The following is a 20,525-nucleotide window of genomic DNA, read 5'->3' on the forward strand; positions in this document are numbered from 1 at the left end:
AGGTGGAGAAAGAAACAAAAAATGGCCAAGCCGCAGTACTAGGTTTACAACATCTCTTAGCAATGTATGCTGGGGCAGTTGCTGTTCCATTGCTGATCGGTACGGGACTAGGGTTTAATCAAGAGCAAATGACGTACTTGATCTCGATTGATATTTTTATGTGTGGCTTAGCAACATTATTACAATTGACGGTTAATCGTTTTTTTGGTATTGGGTTGCCAGTTGTTTTAGGTTGTGCCATTCAAGCAGTTGCACCACTGATCCTTATTGGGAGCGACCAAGGTGTTGGGGCAATTTATGGTTCGATTATCGCTTCTGGTATTTTTGTTGTTTTAGTGTCTGGATTTTTCTCAAAGATCAAACGTTTATTTCCACCGATCGTGACTGGGACAGTCATTACCGTGATTGGATTGACGTTGATTCCAGTTGCAATCGAAAAAATGGGCGGTGGCGATTCATCTGCGACTAATTTTGGAAATCAAACCAATTTATTGCTAGCTTTCGTTACAATTGCACTGATCGTCGGAGTACAAATGTTAGCTAAAGGGTTTGTTCGCTCGATTGCTGTACTGATCGGTTTAGTTGGCGGGAGTATTTTAGCTGCTGTACTGGGAATGGTGGATTTAAGTGCGATTGGTCAAGCACCTGTTTTTCACGTGCCTCAACCTTTTTATTTTGGAAAACCAACTTTTGATGTCTGGTCGATCTTGTTGATGATCATTATTTCTATTGTGAGTATGGTAGAGTCAACAGGTGTTTACTTTGCGCTAGGGGATATCACTGGACAAAAAGTGGGCGAAGAAGAATTGAAAAAAGGCTATCGTGCCGAAGGTCTGGCGGTTATTTTAGGTGGGATTTTCAATACATTCCCTTACACTGGTTTTTCTCAAAATGTTGGGCTAGTCCAACTTTCTGGTATCAAGACAAGAAAGCCAATTTATTTCTCTGCAATTTTTTTGATTATTCTTGGATTATTTCCTAAAATAGGTGCTTTGGCACAAATCATTCCAGAGCCAGTTCTAGGTGGCGGCATGTTGGTCATGTTTGGGATGGTTGCTGTTCAAGGTATTCGGATGTTGATGGAAGTTGATTTTACGAATGACAAAAATCTCTTGATTACTGCTGTTTCGATTGGTTTTGGCTTAGGATTCAATATTATGCCGACTTTATTTAGCCAATTACCCCCAACAGTTCAAATGTTTACGGGGAATGGGATCGTCATGAGTAGCGTGACAGCGATCGTTTTGAATCTTATTTTTAACGGGTTGAAAAAAGATGAAGAGATTATTGAAGAAGCATTAGCAAAAAAATAACTTGAATCGTCCTAAAAATGAGACTGAGACAAAAGTAACATCTTCGAAAAATAAGCAGGGATTGACCAAAAAGTTGAAAAGCAAATTTTGGAAATTCCTGCTTATTTCTTGACGCTAAATACCTTTGTCTCAACCTCGTTCTAGTTTATTTCTTTATGTATACGCTAAAATCAATATTCTATACCTATTATATGCTATTTATGCTATGCAAAAGAGGAACCCCGCTCTGATTTATCTGGTTGTTTACTTTTTTCAGTTTGTTTCCCTTGACTTACAATTTCACTTTGTTTTTCCTTCGCATTTTCTTTTAGATCAATAAATGTACTTTGACCCCTCATTGTTGCAAATTCCTTTTTTTGGTCAGCTAAATTTTGAACTATGTTTATTGAATTATTAATTTTTTCCGAAAGTATTTTATTCGAATTTTCTAAGTTTGTCAAATCATCCTTGAATTTGGGATCAATTTGTTGGGTTACTTGTGTATTTTTAGATAAATGATTCACCTCATTCATCAAAGTTTTGAGATTCGTTTTTAAAGCATTAAGCTCAGCCTGTTTTTCTTGACTTATGGGTAACATTTTATCTATTGCTGCTTCACTCTCCATTATATATGCTGCTTTATCTACAGATATCGTACTCAATTCTTTATTATAAGTTACTATATTTTGATCTTTTGTGTCTAATTTTTTCGTTAAATCTCTCTTCTCTCCTGTAAAATACACTATAATTTTATTGAAAAATGACGAATTATCTATTTCATTTATTTGATTTTTTATGTTCTTTCGGCTCTCTGTTTCATTACTTAATTTATCTTGGATTCTAGACTCTTTTTTATCTAGCAGGGACATTTTATGTTTATTATCTTTAACATACTGCACAGTGTTTGTGATTTCCTCAAATTGGTTTTCTTTGAGTTTTCCATTTTTATCAGGACTGTTAGTCGTTAAGTTATTGTATTTTGCTTCTAACTGGTTGTTTGACTTTTTAAAATTGTCCATATACACCTTAATTTTTTTATCATCAGGTTCTCCTCTTTGTTCTCTCTTTGCTTGTAACGCGTCCAAATTAGCCGCTGCATTTTTTTCCTCTTTCGCTTTTTGCTGTCGTTGTACTTTGGGTTTATTTATGTTTTCCATATGATTGTATCTGTTTTTGGCATATTTAAGTTTTTCTGATATTTTTAATGCTTCATTGCCAAAAGGATCGGATATCCGAGCATGCTGCATTTCCAATTTATTCACTTGTACTTTTGCTTCATCTAATTCTTTTGCGCTAAATGCTGGTTGATCCTTTTCTTCTTGATGATGACTTATCATATATTCCAAGCATTTATTTTCTTTTTCGTAGTTTTCTTTCGCCACTTTGCTCGCTGATGAATATTCATGTTTCACATTAAGGGCTTGTTTTGCTTTTTCAGTTATTTTTCTTTGACTGTTAATCTCATCTTTTGTAAAGTAAAACCCTTCATACCATTCTTTCATCTCTTCACTCCTCTATTTTTATTCATAGTTCAATCTTAACACGTTAAGATTATTGTTATATTCTAATAATTTCTTTTGTTAGGAAAAGATGAAAAACTACTCTTTTCTTCTACTTGTATAATGGATAATTACATAAATCTATACAAAGGATATGATAGTTCCCACGAAATTTATTGTTTCCATTTACAAAAACATACTAAGATTAGAGAGTGGGACAATAGTCAAAAAAAATCTGATTATTGTCCCATTTTTTTTGATTTTAAGGCACACAAAAAGCACACAACCTTGTATGATTCAAGTGCTTAAACAAAAATCAAAGGAGTGTGCTTTATGTTTAAAAAAAATACCATCAACCAAACAACTTTACCACTAGATGTAGAATATTTACTGATGCTACCTTTATGCGGATGAAAGACGATTATATGCGAAATGGACAGCGCAAACCAGGTTATCATTTACAAATCGCCACCGAAAATCAGTATGTTTTTAGCTATGAATTATTTCCGAATCCCACAGACACCAAAACATTGAAGCCATTTTTAGATAGTTTTTTAGACCAACATAAGGAGTTGCCGGAGTACATTGTGGCAGATGCAGGGTATGGTAGCGAAGAAATTTACATGTATATCAACGATGTTTTACATAAAACCCCCTTGATTACCTATGGAAGTTACCACAAAGAAAATAAAAAGAAGGACAAGGAGAATCCGTTTAACGTGGAGAATTGGCGTTATTTTGAAGAATAAGACACCTATATTTGCCCAGCGAATCGTCCGGTACCGTTCAAAAATTATAGTCGCAGAATAGATAAAGGTGGCTTTATTCGAGATTTCAAAATCTATGAATGTAAGGATTGTCGGAACTGTCCAGTCCGTCGTCAATGTACGCGTGCGAAAAGTGAACAAAAGCGAAAAATTCAAGTAAATAATAATTGGCGCTATTTCAAAGCAGAATGCAGAAAAAAGCTTCTAGAGGAGAAAACTGGTTCGATTTATCGGAAACGAAAAATGGATGTCGAACCCGCGTTCGGATATCTAAAGGCTAGCTTGGTGTTCCATCGTTTTCATTTACGTGGAAAACAAGGAGCAACGATTGGTATTGGTTTGGCACTGATGGCATTAAATTTAAGAAAATTAGGAAAATATATGGAGAGGAAAGTGCGCATAACAAAAATAAGTTCGATTTTGACAATAAACATCAAAATCGAACTTATTTTCTTTTTGAGAAAGAACGATTGTCTCACTCTCGTTTTTTCGCTGATATAAATACCGAATATTAAAGCTTAAAATCTTTATAATATTCGAAAATTCTTTGACATCAAAAAAACCGATTGCTAAAATATGAATGTGAAAGTAGAGAAAGGAGAAATGTATGACAATCAAGGTTGCGGTAATTATGGGGAGTACATCTGATTGGGAAACGATGAAAAATACTTGCGAGATTCTAGAAGAGTTTGAGGTGGCTTATGAAAAGAAAGTCGTCTCTGCGCATCGTACACCTGATTTGATGTTTCAGTATGCCAAAGAAGCACGAGCAAGGGGAATCAAAGTGATCATTGCTGGAGCAGGTGGAGCCGCTCATCTGCCAGGAATGGTGGCTTCTCAAACAACCTTACCAGTAATTGGCGTTCCGGTACAAACACGAACATTGAACGGATTAGATTCGCTATTATCTATTGTCCAGATGCCTGGTGGTGTTCCTGTGGCAACGACGGCGATTGGAAAAGCGGGGGCAATTAACGCTGGACTACTTGCGGTTGAGATGCTTTCAATGTATGATTTAAAGTTGGAGGCTAAGTTAGCGAAAAGACGGTTAATGTTAGCTGAAACTGTGATAGAAAGTAGTGATCAACTTGGTTAAACCTTTGTTGCCTGGATCAACAATCGGAATTGTCGGTGGCGGACAATTAGGACGGATGATGGCGATCAGTGCAAAAGAAATGGGCTTTAAAGTCGGGGTTCTTGATCCTGTAACGAATTGTCCAGCAGCTCAAGTAGCTGATTGGTATATTCAAGGAACATACGATGATACTTTTGCATTGGAAGAACTTGCTAGACGAACAGATGTTATCACGTATGAATTTGAAAACGTCAGTGTGGAAGCATTAAATGCCATTTCCTCTATGTCGTTTATTCCTCAAGGAACTGATTTATTAGCGATCACCCAAGATCGTCTTTTAGAAAAATCTTTTTTAGAAACGAATAATATCGTTATTGCCCCTTATGCGACAATTGTAAGTCCAACCGATATTCAAGATGCCATTGATGGTATTGGTTATCCTTGTGTGTTGAAAACGACACGAGGTGGATATGACGGCAAGGGACAATACGTCTTGAAAAGTCGGGCAGACCTTGCGCCAGCAATGGATTTACTAAGGGAAGGGACCTGTGTATTGGAAGCATGGATTCCCTTTGAAAAAGAAATCTCGATCTTAGTTGCTGGAAACGGACAAGGGGATTATAGTACATTTCCAGTGGTTGAAAATATCCACCGTAACAACATTTTACATGAAACGATTGCGCCAGCAGCAATCGCTGATGAGGTTGTTGAAGAAGCAGAGCGGATTGCTCGAGTCATCGCTGAAGGAATGAGCTTATCTGGCGTACTTTGCATTGAAATGTTTTTAACAAAAACTGGTGGTTTATATGTGAATGAATTAGCACCACGACCTCACAACTCGGGACATTACTCCATTGAAGCATGCTCGATGAGTCAATTTGATGCCCATATTCGGGGAATATGTGGTTGGCCATTAAGTAAAAAAGTCCGTTTATTGAGTGAGGCAGTGATGGTCAATGTATTGGGCGAGCAGTTATTAGAAAGCTATCATTTGATCGATAAAAAACCAGATTGGCAATTTCATTTTTATGGGAAAGCACAAGCGAAAAAGGGTCGTAAAATGGGGCATATTACTATCGTAACTGAAGACATTCAACAAACTTTGGATGAAATAAAGAAAACCAATATTTGGGATTAAAGGAGAAAAATTGATGTTAGAACGTTATACACGACCTGAAATGGGCAATATCTGGACAGAACAAAACAAATACCAAGCTTGGCTGGAGGTAGAAATTTTAGCTGACGAAGCATGGGCAGAATTAGGAGAAATTCCTAAAGAAGATGTCAAAAAAATTCGTGAACATGCATCTTTTGATATTGAACGTATTTTGGAAATTGAAAAGGAAACACGTCACGACGTTGTTGCCTTTACTCGAGCAGTTTCTGAAACATTAGGCGAAGAACGTAAGTGGGTCCACTACGGCTTAACGAGTACTGATGTCGTGGATACAGCTTATGGCTATCAAATCAAACAAGCAAATGATCTTTTACGAGATGATTTGAAACGTTTTACGGCAATTATTGGTGAAAAAGCTAAAGAACATAAGTACACAGTGATGATGGGAAGAACGCATGGCGTTCATGCTGAACCAACGACATTTGGCTTGAAATTAGCTACTTGGTATTCAGAAATGAAACGAAATATTGAACGTTTTGAGCATGCAGCCAAAGGTGTTGAAGCAGGTAAGATATCAGGAGCGGTAGGAACATTTGCGAACATTCCGCCATTTATTGAAGAATATGTGTGTGAAAAATTAGGGATTCGTCCGCAAGAGATCTCTACGCAAGTGCTCCCACGTGATCTCCACGCAGAGTACTTTGCGACTATGGCATTGATTGCTACCAGCATCGAACGTTTTGCAACAGAAATCCGTGGTTTGCAAAAATCAGAAACGAGAGAAGTAGAAGAGTTCTTCGCTAAAGGACAAAAAGGGTCTTCAGCAATGCCTCATAAACGAAACCCAATCGGTTCAGAAAACATGGCTGGACTTGCTCGAGTGATTCGTGGTCATATGGTCACAGCCTATGAAAATGTTTCGTTGTGGCATGAAAGAGATATCTCTCATTCGTCAGCAGAACGAATCATTTTACCTGATACAACAATTTTATTGGACTATATGTTGAATCGTTTTGGAAATATCGTAAAAAATCTGACGGTCTTTCCTGAGAATATGAAACGTAACATGGAAGCTACTTTTGGCTTGATCTATAGTCAACGTGTGATGTTGAAACTGATTGACAAAGGTATGACCAGAGAAGAAGCTTACGACTTGGTTCAACCTAAAACAGCTTATGCATGGGATCATCAAGTTCAATTTAGACCTTTACTTGAAGAGGATCCAACGGTTACTTCTGTTTTAACAAAAGAAGAGATCGATGACGCATTTGACTACCATCATCACTTGAAAAATGTGGATGTGATCTTTGACCGTGTTGGTTTAGGAGAAAAAGACAAATAATCAAAATGAGTGGCTTGCTTCGGATTGCTAGAAGCAGCCACTCTTTTACTGATATGTAATAAAAAAGAACCTTGACACTGATAACTCAACTGGTCGGGGTTCTTTTTAGCTGTTTTGATTCATTTCAGGATGTTGCTTGATAATAGCATGAGAAAACTATCCGTAAAGGGCTTGAGCGGAATAGTTAAAATGTTTAGTATGAAGCAAACTCAATAATTCTTCGATAAAAGTATAATCAAATTCTTGCTGATCATAAGTGACTTGGATACGATAATGATTTTTGAATAATTTTTGTTCGTGTATCTGACTGATCACGAGTTGATGTTCAGAAAATGTTTGATATTCAAATGTGCGCTTTCGGCACTCAGTATGGCGCTTTGCCGCACGACGGATTTTTCTGAAGGTATAAAAACTCGTATCTTTATTACATAAGTAGACATCTTTGATAGACAACAGGTCATTATATAAACGTGACGTTTCCTCGGGCGATAAATCCATTAAAAAACATTGGGCACAAACTGCGGCCTCTTCCATTTCGCTACCTCCTTGAATTCCTTGAATAAATATCCAGAATCATTCTAATCCTACTATAGCATCAATTATTATAGGTGTAAACGCTTATTATTTTTCCAGGGAAGAATTTTTGGATTAAACACGAACATTAGACAATTTTAATGCTATAAATGTACATGTTTTTATTGAACAGGATAAAAACACTTGTTAAAATTTAAAGTGAAAAGACGAACAAAAAAATAATGTTTGTTGTGATCGTCAAGAATTTAAGGAGATGTCGAAATGGAACAGAAAGATTTGCTGTATGAAGGAAAAGCCAAAAAAATGTACCATACTTCAGATGAACAGGTGATTTGGGTGGAATATTTGGATCAAGCTACGGCTTTGAATGGCTTGATGAAAGACCAAGTAAATGGAAAAGGGGAACTGAACAATCAAATCACAAGTAAAGTCTTCCATTATTTATCCGAACAAGGGATTGCCAATCACTTTATCCAACAAATCGGAAAAGACGAACAATTAGTGGAAAAATTAAATATTCTTCCCTTAGAAGTGGTAGTCAGAAATAGTGCAGCTGGTAGTTTTTCAAAACGGTTGGCAATTCCTGAAGGACAAAAATTACCCACACCAATTGTCGAATTTTATTACAAAGACGATCAATTAGATGATCCATTTATCAATGATGAACATGTGCTGTTTTTACAAATTGCAGATGAAGATGAAATTACTGAATTAAAGAAACAGGCTAGAAAAATCAATCATTTGTTAATCCAACTATTTGAGAAAATCGATTTACAGTTAATTGATTTCAAACTGGAATTTGGGAAGACAGCTACGGGCGAAATCGTATTAGGGGATGAAATTTCGCCTGACACTTGTCGATTATGGGATCTGAAAACAAACGAACACATGGACAAAGATGTTTATCGACGGAAAATTGGGGAAATTGTCCCAGTATATCAAGAAGTTTTGACACGTTTAACACAAGCTGGTTTATGAGAGGGGAAAATGAAATGTATTTTGTAAAAGTTTATGTCACCTATAAAGATTCTGTATTAGATCCTCAAGGAGAAGCAGTGAAAAATGCGGTCCATCGTTTGGGATATGAAACTGTTGAAGATATCCGAATCGGTAAATATTTTGAGATCCAAGTTTCAGCAGAAGCTAGCGCAGTAGAGGAAACGATTGAAGGGATTTGTGACAAACTATTAGCTAACGTCAACATGGAAACGTATCGTTATGAAATTGAACAATTGGAGGAAATCTAGCATGAAATTTGCAGTGATTGTCTTTCCTGGTTCGAACTGTGATGCAGATATGTTGTGGGCAATTCGTGACATTATGGAAGTAGAAGCTGAGTATGTTCGTTACGATGAAACCTCTCTACAAGGCTATGACGGCGTATTGCTTCCTGGCGGTTTTTCTTATGGCGATTACTTACGCTGTGGAGCCATTGCGCGTTTTTCAGCTATCATGAAAGAAGTTGTTCGTTTTGCGGAGGAAGGAAAACCAGTCTTTGGTACATGTAATGGGTTTCAGATCCTTACAGAAGCAGGTCTCCTTCCAGGTGTGCTAAGAAAAAATGAGTCTTTGCGCTTCATTTGCAAAACTGTTCCTTTGAAAGTTAACAACCAGACAGCCTTTACTTCGGAGTATGAAACCGATGAGATCATTCAGTTGCCTGTCGCTCATGGCGAAGGAAATTATTTTTGCGATGATCAAACGTTGCAAGAGTTAAAAGCCAATAATCAAATCGTTTTTACTTACGCTGAGAATATCAATGGTAGTGTCGCAAATATTGCAGGGATCACCAATAAAGCAGGAAATGTGTTGGGAATGATGCCTCATCCGGAACGGGCAATGGAGGCGTTACTAGGATCAGAAGACGGAAAACGATTTTTTGCATCGATGTTAAAAAATTTTGGAAAGGTGACTGTCTAAGATGAAAACACGGAATGAACCAAGTCCCTTAGAGATCAAAGAAAAGAAAATTTATGCTGAATGGGGATTGACAGACGAAGAATATCGAATGATCGAAGAAGATATTTTGGGGAGAATGCCCAATTACACCGAAACAGGTTTGTTTTCAGTCATGTGGAGCGAGCATTGTTCTTACAAAAATTCTAAACCGATTTTACGAAAGTTCCCAACAAGTGGACCGCATGTTCTTCAAGGTCCAGGAGAAGGCGCTGGTATCGTGGATATCGGTGATGGTCAAGCAGTTGTGTTTAAAGCGGAAAGTCATAATCACCCTTCAGCAGTAGAACCTTATGAAGGAGCGGCAACCGGTGTTGGTGGGATCATCCGTGATATTTTCAGTATGGGTGCACGTCCGATTGCTTTACTTGACTCCTTACGTTTTGGCGAGTTAGATCAACCACGAACCAAGTACTTATTGGAAGAAGTAGTCGCAGGGATTTCTGGGTATGGTAATTGTATCGGAATACCGACGGTTGGAGGAGAAGTAGCGTTTGATCCTTGTTATGAAGGGAATCCGTTAGTTAATGCCATGTGCGTAGGGTTGATCGATCACAAAGACATTCAAAAAGGGCAAGCTTCTGGTGTGGGTAATTCGATCATGTATGTCGGTGCGAAAACAGGACGCGACGGCATTCACGGTGCGACTTTTGCTTCAGAAGAGTTCAGTCAAGAAGAAGAACAGCAACGTTCCGCAGTCCAAGTAGGCGATCCTTTTATGGAAAAACTATTACTTGAAGCTTGCTTAGAACTGATCCTGGAACATGCGGACATTTTAGTAGGAATCCAAGACATGGGTGCTGCTGGATTGGTTTCTTCAAGTTCAGAAATGGCATCAAAAGCTGGATCTGGTTTGATTTTGACATTAGACGATGTGCCACAACGAGAAACAAATATGACTCCTTACGAAATGATGCTTTCAGAATCACAGGAACGAATGTTGATTTGTGTAAAAGCTGGGGCAGAGGAAAGAGTCAAAGAATTGTTTAAAAAATATGATTTGGATGCTGTTACGATTGGAGAAGTCACCGATGATGGCTTGTATCGCTTGTACCATCATGGGGAAGAAGTGGCTAACTTACCAGTTGATGCCTTAGCCGAAGATGCACCTGTTTATGAAAAGGCAGTGCAAGAACCCGCTCGAATCGAAAAATTTAAACAGTTAGGGCAATATCAACCAATCATTGAAGATGCGAATCAATTATTGCTAGATTTATTGAAACAACCGACAATAGCTTCAAAACATGCGATTTATGAAACCTATGATTCTCAAGTACAAACCAATACAGTAGTTTCCCCTGGAAGTGATGCTGCCGTATTGCGTATTCGTGGAACTGAAAAAGCAATTGCTATGACGACTGACTGTAATGCCCGCTACCTTTACTTGAATCCTGAGATAGGTGGGCAAATCGCTGTTGCAGAGGCTGCCAGAAACATTGTTGCTAGCGGCGGACGCCCATTAGCAATCACAGACTGTTTGAATTATGGTTCTCCTGATAAACCAGAAGTATTTTGGGAATTGGTCAAATCAGCAGACGGGATTGCCAAAGCATGTGAAGTCTTTGCGACACCTGTGATCTCCGGAAATGTTTCTTTATACAATGAAACGGATGGCAAAGCGATTTATCCTACCCCGATGATCGGCATGGTCGGATTGATCGAAGACCACCAACACATCACCACTCAATCTTTCAAAATGGCGGATGATTTGATTTATCTTGTTGGTGAAACTTATGACGATTTCAATGGTAGTGAATTGCAAAAAATGCAATTAGGAAAAATTGAAGGGGACATCGAGCATTTTGATCTATTGACGGAACAACAAAACCAAGAAAGTCTACTGGCGGCTATTCAAGCAGGAGTGGTAACCAGTGCGCATGATTGTTCGGAAGGCGGTTTGGGTGTGGCGTTGGCTGAAGCAACTTTTGGTACCCAACTGGGATTAGATGTCACAGTAAATCTGACGACAGCACAACTTTTTTCAGAGACACAATCAAGATTTGTGGTCACCATCCTTCCAGAAGATCGTGAGGAATTTGAACGTTTGATGGGCGAAAAAGTAAGTTGTATCGGTAAAGTGACTGAGTCAAGTAATATCGTGATCCAAGCAAGTGATGGGGAAATCCATCTAGCTGTTACAACAGCTAAAAAATGCTGGGAGGACGCAATCGAATGTCTTATGAAGTAAAGAGTTTAAATGAAGAATGTGGGGTGTTTGGTGTCTGGGGACATCAAGAAGCATCGAGTGTAACGTATTTTGGTCTTCATAGTCTTCAGCACCGTGGTCAAGAAGGTGCTGGGATCGTTTCAAATGATCAAGGGAAACTATTAGGACACCGGGATCTAGGTTTACTCTCAGAAGTTTTCAAAGATCAAAGAAAGCTAGCTGCACTCTCTGGACAAGCAGCGATTGGACATGTGCGTTATGCTACAGCAGGTAATGGTAGTGTGGACAATATCCAACCCTTTTTATTTAAATTTTATGATCAGTCAATCGGTCTAGCTCACAATGGTAATCTTACGAATGCCCGTTCATTGAGAACGTCGTTAGAAAAAGACGGTGCGATTTTCCATTCCAATTCAGATACAGAGATTTTGATGCATTTGATTCGTCGAAGTAAAAAAACAACATTACTCGATCGTTTAAAAGAAGCATTAAATGAAGTGAAAGGCGGTTTTGCCTATTTGCTTTTAACAGAAGATGCCATGATCGCCGCTCTTGATCCGAATGGTTTTCGACCTTTGGCAATCGGTCAAATGAAAAATGGTGCATATGTGATTGCTTCTGAAACTTGTGCACTGGAAGTCATCGGTGCGCGGTTTATTCGAGATGTTCGTCCAGGGGAAGTAGTGATCATTGATGACTCGGGCTATACGATCGATACTTATACGACCGAAACCCAGTTAGCGATTTGTTCCATGGAATATATCTACTTTGCACGACCAGATTCAAATATCGCTGGTGTCAATGTACACACTGCTCGTAAAAATATGGGGAGAAATTTAGCACAGGAAGCGCCAATTGATGCTGACATGGTTGTAGGTGTTCCAAATTCTTCGCTATCAGCAGCCAGTGGCTATGCCGAAGCTAGTGGCATCCCTTATGAGATTGGACTAGTAAAAAATCAATACATTGCCAGAACCTTTATTCAACCTACACCAGCATTAAGGGAACAGGGTGTCAGGATGAAACTTTCGGCTGTCAGAGGAGTTGTTGAAGGCAAACGAATCGTGATGGTGGATGATTCGATCGTTAGAGGAACAACGAGCCGGCGAATCGTACGTCTATTAAAAGAAGCAGGAGCAAAAGAGGTTCATGTACGAATTGCTTCACCACCGTTAAAATATCCTTGTTTTTACGGCATCGATATTCAAACGAGAAAAGAACTAATTGCAGCGAATCATAGTATCGAAGAAATCAGACAATGTATTGAAGCAGATTCATTGGAATTTTTAAGTGAGGATGGGTTGATCCAAGCAATCGGATTAAAAGAAGCAGCTCCTTATTCTGGGTTATGTATGGCTTATTTTAATGGTGATTATCCGACGCCTTTATACGACTATGAAGAAGAATACCGTGAATCATTGAAAGAAAAAGTATCTTTTTTTCAATAAAGGAGGAAGTAACATGAGCAATGCCTATGCGAATGCTGGTGTGGATGTAGAAGCTGGCTATGAAGTAGTAGAACGAATCAAGAAACACGTGAAAAAAACAGAGCGACTAGGGGTAATGGGTGCTTTAGGCGGTTTTGGTGGCTGTTTTGATTTAAGTTCTTACCAATTAAAAGAACCAGTTTTGGTATCAGGGACAGATGGGGTAGGAACAAAATTGTTAGTAGCCATCGAAGCGGATCAACATGAAACAATCGGAATCGATTGTGTGGCGATGTGTGTCAATGATATTTTAGCTCAAGGTGCGGAACCTTTATATTTCTTAGACTATTTAGCTACTGGAAAAAATGATCCACAAAAATTAGAAAAAGTCGTCGCTGGCGTGGCGGATGGTTGTGTAGCAGGTAATCTTGCGTTGATCGGTGGCGAAACCGCAGAGATGCCAGGAATGTACGCGGAAAATGAGTATGATCTTGCTGGTTTTGCAGTTGGGGTTGCAGAAAAGTCGCAATTGATCACAGGAAGTGAAATCGAAGTTGGTGATGTTCTGTTAGGCTTACCTTCTAGCGGGATTCATTCAAACGGCTATTCATTGGTTCGGAAAGTGTTTTTTGAACAAAATAGTTACACATTAACCGATCAGATAGAGGGTCTGTCTGAAACACTGGACCGAGAATTGTTAAAGCCGACAAAAATCTATGTATCAGCTTTGCTGCCAATCATAAAAGAACAAAAGATCAAAGGTGCGGCACATATCACTGGTGGTGGATTCGTAGAAAATATTCCTCGGATGTTGCCGGAAGGAACGGCCGCGCAAATTCAATTAGGTTCATGGCCTAGCTTGCCGATTTTTGATTGTCTCCAACGTTTAGGTGAAATCCCTGAACAAGAGATGTTTGAGATTTTTAATATGGGTATTGGAATGGTTGTAGCAGTAGCAGCTTCTCAAGTCGATGAAGTCATTGAAAAAATCAATGAGCAAGGAGAAGCGGTTTATCGAATCGGTGAAGTAGTTCCCTTAAAAAATAAAACAGTGTTGTTTGATGAGGAAGAAAAATGAAGATTGCCGTATTTGCTTCAGGAAATGGCAGCAACTTTCAAGCTTTAGTTGACTATTTTCGGGAAAATAAGTTGCCAGATACCTTTGAATGGCTTTTTTGTGACCAGCCGAATGCTTTTGTCTTAGAACGGGCAGAAAAGTTACATGTACCATTTCATTTTTTTTCACCAAAAGAATTTTCATCTAAAAGAGAATATGAAGAAAAAATTTTAGAGATCCTAGTGGAAAAAGAAATTGAACTCATTGTATTAGCAGGATACATGCGGATTATTGGTCCGACTTTATTGAATGCTTATGAGTCAAGGATCATTAATATCCACCCCTCTCTTTTACCTGATTTTCCTGGCTTACATGGGATTCGTGATGCGTTTGCTGCGAAAGTCAAAGAAACAGGTATAACGATTCATTACATTGATAAAGGGATAGATACAGGACCCATCATTCACCAAGAAACCATAGAGATCACGAAAGAAGACACATTGGATAGCTTAGAAGCAAAGATTCATCAAATCGAACATCAGACCTATCCTAAAATAATCGAAGCAGTCATCAAAGAAATGCAAAAAGTGGAGGAAGAAAAAAATGACTAGAGCATTGTTAAGTGTATCGGATAAAAAAGGAATTGTTGAATTTGCCAAGGGATTACAAGCTTTGGAAATTGAGATTATTTCAACTGGGGGCACCAAAAAAGCACTTGATGAAGCGGGAATCTTAACCATCGCAATCGAAGATGTCACTGGCTTTCCTGAGATGATGGACGGACGTGTCAAAACTTTGCATCCTAAGATTCATGGGGGATTATTAGCACGTCGTGATCTTGCTAGTCACAGAGATGCAATGGCAGCTTCTGAGATTTTGCCGATTGATTTTGTTTGCGTCAATTTGTATCCTTTCAAAGAAACAATCATGAAACCGGATGTTAGTGAAAAAGAAGCCATTGAAAATATTGATATTGGTGGACCAAGTATGTTGCGTAGTGCTGCCAAAAACCATGAATTTGTCACGGCGATCGTTGATCCGAACGATTATCCAATTGTTTTAGATGAACTGAGAAATCAAGGGACTACTTCTCTAGCGACACGTCAGAAACTGGCAGCGAAAGTATTTCGTCACACAGCAGCCTATGATGCATTGATTGCTCAATATTTAACGGAGCAAGTGAAGGAAGAAAAGACGGAAAAATTGACTCTTACTTTTGAACGCAAGCAAGACCTCCGCTATGGCGAGAATAGTCATCAGCAAGCTGTCTTTTATCAATCTGCTCTACCAGAACGTTATTCGATTGCTCAAGCAAAACAGCTTCATGGAAAAGAACTATCTTTTAATAATATTCGTGATGCAGATGCTGCTTTGCGGATCATGAGTGAATACCAAGAACCAACAGTCGTAGCACTCAAACACATGAATCCTTGTGGTATTGGCTCAGCTCACACGATTTTCGATGCTTGGCTAGCAGCTTATGAAGCAGATCCTGTTTCGATTTTTGGTGGGATTGTGGTATTGAATCGGGAAGTCGATTTAGCAACAGCTCAAGAAATGCATAAACTCTTTTTAGAAATTATCATTGCACCGTCTTATACACCAGAAAGTCTAGAAGTTTTAAAAGCCAAGAAGAATTTACGATTATTAACGGTTGACTTTAACTCGCAATTAACAAAAGCATCTAATGAAATTGTTTCAGTTCTTGGAGGTTTACTCGTCCAAGAAAAAGATACAGCAATGGAAGAACCAACTACATGGCAAGTAGTAACCGATCGTCAGCCAACATCTGATGAAATGGCTGCATTAGCATTTGCTTGGAAAGCTGTTAAGCACGTCAAATCAAATGCGATCGTTGTAAGTAATCGGTATCAGACGCTAGGGATTGGTGCAGGACAAATGAATCGTGTCGGTTCTGTCAAACTTGCGATTGAACAAGCTGGAGAAAAAGCACAAGCAGCTGTTTTGGCAAGCGATGCTTATTTCCCAATGGATGATTCGGTGGAATATGCAGCTAAACACGGAATCAAGGCGATCATTCAGCCTGGTGGAAGTATCAAGGACCAAGCGTCGATTGATATGGCTAATAAACATGGGATTGCCATGGTCTTTACGAACGTCCGTCATTTTAGACATTAAGATAGAAGGAGTAAGAAATGAATATATTGATCATAGGATCTGGTGGGCGTGAACATGCGATTGCGAGTAAAATCTTACAAAGTCCGCTAGTCGAAAACGTTTATTGTGCACCGGGTAATCCTGGCATGACACGTGATGGGGTCAAAATCGTTGATATTAAAGTAACTGATCATGAAGGATTGATCGAGTTTGCTAAGAAAGCGTCGATTACTTGGAGTTTTGTTGGCCCAGAAATTCCATTACTAAATGGGATCGTAGATGATTTTAAAAAAGCAGAGTTAAAAATATTTGGTCCGACGAAAGCTGCCGCATTGATTGAAGGATCTAAGAGTTTCGCCAAAGAATTGATGGAGCGTTGTCAGATTCCAACTGCTGAATCTAAAACTTTTACCAACTATCTTGAAGCCAAATGGTACATCGAAGAGAAGGGTGCCCCAATTGTGATCAAAGCGGACGGTTTAGCTGCTGGCAAAGGCGTGGTCGTAGCGATGACAAAAGCCGAAGCGTTACAGGCAGCCAGCGATATGCTGGAAAAACATCGTTTTGGACAAAGTGGACATCAAATCGTTGTGGAAGAATTTTTAGAAGGAGAAGAGTTCTCTTTGTTAGCGTTTGTGGATGGCGAAGCAGTTTATCCAATGGAAATCTCACAAGATCATAAACGAGCGTATGATGGAGATCAAGGACCGAATACTGGAGGGATGGGCGCCTATTCTCCAGTACCTCACATTTCTGAAGCAATCATTGAAGCGGGGATCGAAAAAGTAATAAAACCTGCAGCTAAGGGGATGAGCGAAATTGGTCGTCCGTTTATCGGTGTATTGTATGCAGGATTGATCGCCACTTCAGATGGACCGAAAGTGATTGAATTTAATGCGAGATTTGGCGATCCTGAGACACAAGTCATTTTACCTCGATTGAAGAGTGACTTGGCGCAAGTGATCACTGATTTGTTAGACCATAAGCCGGTTCATTTAATTTGGGAGGAAACTGGATATCGTTTAGGGGTTGTAGTTGCAGCAGAAGGTTATCCTAATCAGTATTTAACCGCTATGGATTTGCCCGATTTTCCTGAAGAGGAGGTAACTGTCTATTATGCGGGTGTTCAAGAGGAAAAAGGAAATTTAAAAGGTTCAGGTGGTCGAATCTACTTAGTGGAGTCCTATGGGGAAACAATTGAAGAAGCGAGGGGAAAAATATACAACGTGTTAGAATCAAAAGATACAAAGGGGACATTTTATCGGAAAGATATTGGAATGAAAGCAATCAACGTTTTTTCTAAGAATCACTAGCGCAACAAAAAGGGGGATAACATTTTTTTCTTTTTTGAGAAAAAAGTGGCATGCCTCTTTTTGCCCCCTTTTTGAAGTAAATGTGTTAAAATCTAATGGGAAAGAAAGGAATGATTTTAATGAAACAGATTCAATTGGGAACTTCAAATCAAAAGGTGTCATCGGTCATTCTCGGATGTATGAGGATTAATGGCGCTGAACATCCAGAACGTATTATTGAAACTGCTTTTGATAACGGTATCAATTTTTTTGACCATGCGGATATCTATGGTGGTGGAGAATGTGAAACCATCTTTGCTAGTGCGTTAGCAAAAACTTCAATAAAGAGAGAAGAGCTATTTATTCAAACAAAATGTGGGATTGTTCCCGGTGTGATGTTTGACTTTTCCAAAAAGCACATCATTGAATCAGTAGAAGGTAGCCTCAAACGGTTAAAAATGGATTATGTTGATGCGTTGCTATTACATCGTCCCGATACCTTAGTTGAACCTGAGGAAGTGGCAGAGGCATTCGATGAATTAGAAAAGTCAGGTAAAGTACGTTATTTCGGTGTAAGTAATCAGAAACCAATGCAAGTCGAATTGCTAAAGAAATACGTCAAACAACCTTTGTTGATCAACCAATTGCAATTTGGATTGAAACATTCTGGAATGATTGATCAAGGGATCCATGTGAATATGACAGATGAAGCTAGCGTTGACCACGATGGTAGTGTCTTGGATTATTCACGTTTGAATGAAATGACGATCCAAGCATGGTCGCCTTATCAATATGGTTTTTTTGAAGGGGTATTTATCGGTAACGAAAAGTTTCCTAAATTGAATCAAAAATTAGCAGAACTTGCTGAAAAATATCATACAACGCCAACAGGTTTAGCTTCAGCTTGGATTTTACGCCATCCTGCGAATATCCAAGTGATTGCAGGAACGATGAATGTAGGGCGAATCAAGGAAATTGCACAAGCATCAGACGTTGAACTGAGTCGTGAAGACTGGTATGCGCTGTATCGCGAAGCTGGCAATATCCTACCATAGACATGAAAAAACATTGAATGAAACAGTCATTAGTTGCTTGTTCGCTAATGACTTCTACATATATTGATGCGAGGAACGTCACTAAGAATCTACGAAAAGGGGAGTAAAATGGGATATCTAAATAAATGGGACAATAATTCGTCAATGCCAGAAAGTGAGCTAAACGCTCATAGAGCAGCGTATGAAAATGTCAGTGATGGTAAAGAAGCGAAAGGCAATCTAAAACTAGACCCCCAACGCTATAGTCTTGGAGTAATGACACACGCAATAAATAAAACGAAATCTGCAAAATCAAATAAACCTAATAGAGCTCTACTTGGAATGATCCAAGAAATAGCGCAAAGCTATTTTAGCCCTAAAGTACTTGCTGGTATGGAGAAATTCAAAAAGGATAGAGAAAAAGAGCTAGAAAAAAGTTCGAACATTTCGCAAACAAAGTTATCTAAAGATAAAGAAAACCCTGATAATCAAAATCAAGTTTATAAAAGGTTGAATGCCATTATCACTGGCGCTAAACAGACACTCGTTCAAACCGGAACTCTGAATAAAAACGATCAAGAGAAAACAAACCAATCAAAAGAAGCTGGAAATCAACAAAAGAATGAACCACCTGGTAGAGATTGAGTAGCTATAAGCGACAAACAGCTGATTGTTTATTTGTCGAAAAGTTTGATGGCTAGACAGTGTTATTTCAGATTAAGGAGTTTTTATTTTTTTGTTTATATTCCCCTTGATTTTTTAGTTTAAATACGGTAAATTACATAAGGTGCTAAAAATAAACACCCAAAAAGCAAATAATGTTCGTGTTTTACTGAATTCGAACATCAGGAGGATCATGTCCATGAAAGTGTTTGATTACGAAGATATCCAACTCATTCCTAATAAATGTATTGTAAGTAGCCGTTCAGAATGTAACACGACAGTGACACTAGGAAAGCATACTTTTAAAATGCCTGTTGTCCCTGCGAATATGCAAACGATCATCGATGAGTCAATTGCACAATTTTTAGCAGAAAATGGTTACTTCTATATTATGCATCGATTTGATGAAGCAGCAAGAATCCCCTTTGTGCAAAAAATGAAGGAGCAACAATTGATTACTTCAATCAGTGTTGGCGTAAAACAAGAAGAATATTCATTTGTTGAAGAATTAGCACAGTTAAATTTAGTTCCTGATTATATCACGATTGATATTGCGCACGGTCATTCAAATGCGGTGATTGAAATGATCCAACATATCAAAAAACATTTACCAGAAACGTTCGTTATTGCAGGAAACGTTGGGACACCAGAAGCTGTTCGGGAATTAGAAAATGCCGGAGCTGATGCAACAAAGGTTGGAATTGGACCTGGTAAAGTTTGTATCACAAAAATCAAAACCGGTTTTGGTACCGGTGGTTGGCAACTTGCTGCCTTAAGATGGTGTGCGAAAGCTGCCAGAAAACCGATTATTGCTGATGGGGGTATTCGTACCCATGGTGATATTGCAAAATCCGTTCGTTTTGGCGCAACAATGGTTATGATCGGTTCGCTATTTGCCGGACATGAAGAATCGCCTGGTGAGACAATGGTGGAAAATGGCGTAGTGTACAAAGAATACTTCGGCTCTGCCTCTGAGTTTCAAAAAGGTGAAAAGAAAAATGTAGAAGGTAAGAAAATTTGGATCCAACATAAAGGGTCTTTGAAAGACACGTTGGTTGAAATGCAACAAGATTTACAATCTTCTATTTCTTACGCGGGTGGGAAAGATATTGAAGCTATTCGCAAAGTAGATTATGTTATTGTTAAAAACTCCATTTTTAACGGAGATACGATTTAATAGCTATT

At 38.7% G+C, this 20,525-nt stretch carries 18 protein-coding genes and 1 pseudogene; 17 read left to right on the forward strand and 2 right to left on the reverse strand.

Going from position 1 to position 20,525, the window contains the following annotated elements; all coding sequences use genetic code 11:
- The first annotated feature begins 2 nt into the window (after positions 1 to 2).
- Positions 3 to 1,313: a nucleobase:cation symporter-2 family protein gene (locus IGJ18_RS05885; RefSeq protein ID WP_010719392.1), complete on the forward strand. Its 1,311-nt coding sequence runs from the start codon at positions 3 to 5 to the stop codon at positions 1,311 to 1,313.
- 203 nt (positions 1,314 to 1,516) lie between these two features.
- On the opposite strand, the gene IGJ18_RS05890 is transcribed toward IGJ18_RS05885, so the two are convergent.
- Positions 1,517 to 2,794, reverse strand: coding sequence for a hypothetical protein (locus IGJ18_RS05890; RefSeq protein WP_034700362.1), 1,278 nt, complete (start codon positions 2,792 to 2,794; stop codon positions 1,517 to 1,519).
- A gap of 389 nt (positions 2,795 to 3,183) precedes the next feature.
- On the opposite strand from IGJ18_RS05890, the pseudogene IGJ18_RS05895 reads away from it, so the two are divergent.
- From IGJ18_RS05895 to purB, 4 genes and pseudogenes are all read left to right on the forward strand, one after another.
- Positions 3,184 to 4,059, forward strand: a pseudogene (locus IGJ18_RS05895) (transposase); the annotation flags it as partial.
- A 106-nt stretch (positions 4,060 to 4,165) separates the two neighbouring features.
- Positions 4,166 to 4,654 carry a 5-(carboxyamino)imidazole ribonucleotide mutase gene (purE, locus tag IGJ18_RS05900; RefSeq protein ID WP_010719389.1) on the forward strand — a complete coding sequence of 163 codons (489 nt, stop codon included), beginning with the start codon at positions 4,166 to 4,168 and terminating at the stop codon, positions 4,652 to 4,654.
- On the forward strand, positions 4,647 to 5,771 hold the full coding sequence (gene purK, locus IGJ18_RS05905; protein WP_172595681.1) for a 5-(carboxyamino)imidazole ribonucleotide synthase: 1,125 nt from the start codon (positions 4,647 to 4,649) through the stop codon (positions 5,769 to 5,771). Before purE ends, purK begins: the two co-directional genes overlap by 8 nt.
- A 13-nt stretch (positions 5,772 to 5,784) precedes the next feature.
- Complete coding sequence (gene purB, locus IGJ18_RS05910; RefSeq protein WP_010737434.1) at positions 5,785 to 7,092, forward strand: adenylosuccinate lyase; 1,308 nt, start codon at positions 5,785 to 5,787, stop codon at positions 7,090 to 7,092.
- A gap of 156 nt (positions 7,093 to 7,248) precedes the next feature.
- Here purB and IGJ18_RS05915 read toward each other — a convergent pair whose 3' ends face one another.
- On the reverse strand, positions 7,249 to 7,626 hold the full coding sequence (locus IGJ18_RS05915) for a hypothetical protein (RefSeq protein ID WP_010737435.1): 378 nt from the start codon (positions 7,624 to 7,626) through the stop codon (positions 7,249 to 7,251).
- Positions 7,627 to 7,887: 261 nt separating this feature from the next.
- Between IGJ18_RS05915 and purC the strand changes: the two genes are divergently transcribed.
- From purC to guaC, 12 genes are all read left to right on the forward strand, one after another.
- Positions 7,888 to 8,604: a phosphoribosylaminoimidazolesuccinocarboxamide synthase gene (purC, locus tag IGJ18_RS05920; protein WP_438843009.1), complete on the forward strand. Its 717-nt coding sequence runs from the start codon at positions 7,888 to 7,890 to the stop codon at positions 8,602 to 8,604.
- 14 nt (positions 8,605 to 8,618) lie between these two features.
- Complete coding sequence (purS, locus tag IGJ18_RS05925; protein ID WP_010719384.1) at positions 8,619 to 8,873, forward strand: phosphoribosylformylglycinamidine synthase subunit PurS; 255 nt, start codon at positions 8,619 to 8,621, stop codon at positions 8,871 to 8,873.
- Position 8,874: 1 nt separating this feature from the next.
- Positions 8,875 to 9,546, forward strand: a complete 672-nt coding sequence (gene purQ, locus IGJ18_RS05930) for a phosphoribosylformylglycinamidine synthase subunit PurQ (RefSeq protein WP_438843010.1) — start codon at positions 8,875 to 8,877, stop codon at positions 9,544 to 9,546.
- Between the two features lies 1 nt (position 9,547).
- Positions 9,548 to 11,770: a phosphoribosylformylglycinamidine synthase subunit PurL gene (gene purL, locus IGJ18_RS05935; RefSeq protein WP_438843011.1), complete on the forward strand. Its 2,223-nt coding sequence runs from the start codon at positions 9,548 to 9,550 to the stop codon at positions 11,768 to 11,770.
- Positions 11,755 to 13,197, forward strand: coding sequence for an amidophosphoribosyltransferase (gene purF, locus IGJ18_RS05940; RefSeq protein ID WP_438843013.1), 1,443 nt, complete (start codon positions 11,755 to 11,757; stop codon positions 13,195 to 13,197). Before purL ends, purF begins: the two co-directional genes overlap by 16 nt.
- A gap of 13 nt (positions 13,198 to 13,210) precedes the next feature.
- Positions 13,211 to 14,254 carry a phosphoribosylformylglycinamidine cyclo-ligase gene (gene purM, locus IGJ18_RS05945; RefSeq protein WP_010719380.1) on the forward strand — a complete coding sequence of 348 codons (1,044 nt, stop codon included), beginning with the start codon at positions 13,211 to 13,213 and terminating at the stop codon, positions 14,252 to 14,254.
- A complete protein-coding gene (gene purN / locus IGJ18_RS05950; RefSeq protein WP_010719379.1) occupies positions 14,251 to 14,844 on the forward strand; it encodes a phosphoribosylglycinamide formyltransferase in 594 nt (197 codons plus the stop codon). The genes purM and purN overlap by 4 nt, the downstream gene beginning before the upstream one ends.
- Positions 14,837 to 16,372, forward strand: a complete 1,536-nt coding sequence (gene purH, locus IGJ18_RS05955) for a bifunctional phosphoribosylaminoimidazolecarboxamide formyltransferase/IMP cyclohydrolase (RefSeq protein ID WP_053766390.1) — start codon at positions 14,837 to 14,839, stop codon at positions 16,370 to 16,372. The genes purN and purH overlap by 8 nt, the downstream gene beginning before the upstream one ends.
- A 17-nt stretch (positions 16,373 to 16,389) precedes the next feature.
- Positions 16,390 to 17,664, forward strand: coding sequence for a phosphoribosylamine--glycine ligase (purD, locus tag IGJ18_RS05960; RefSeq protein WP_409534856.1), 1,275 nt, complete (start codon positions 16,390 to 16,392; stop codon positions 17,662 to 17,664).
- 119 nt (positions 17,665 to 17,783) lie between these two features.
- Positions 17,784 to 18,698 (forward strand): aldo/keto reductase, encoded by a 915-nt coding sequence (locus IGJ18_RS05965; RefSeq protein ID WP_053766388.1) that lies wholly within the window; start codon positions 17,784 to 17,786, stop codon positions 18,696 to 18,698.
- Between the two features lie 108 nt (positions 18,699 to 18,806).
- On the forward strand, positions 18,807 to 19,322 hold the full coding sequence (locus IGJ18_RS05970) for a hypothetical protein (RefSeq protein ID WP_178306012.1): 516 nt from the start codon (positions 18,807 to 18,809) through the stop codon (positions 19,320 to 19,322).
- A 217-nt stretch (positions 19,323 to 19,539) separates the two neighbouring features.
- On the forward strand, positions 19,540 to 20,517 hold the full coding sequence (gene guaC, locus IGJ18_RS05975) for a GMP reductase (protein WP_010719374.1): 978 nt from the start codon (positions 19,540 to 19,542) through the stop codon (positions 20,515 to 20,517).
- The last annotated feature ends 8 nt before the right edge of the window (positions 20,518 to 20,525 follow it).

This window comes from Enterococcus sp. AZ078 (genome assembly GCF_051714985.1).
Taxonomy (GTDB): domain Bacteria; phylum Bacillota; class Bacilli; order Lactobacillales; family Enterococcaceae; genus Enterococcus_B; species Enterococcus_B hirae.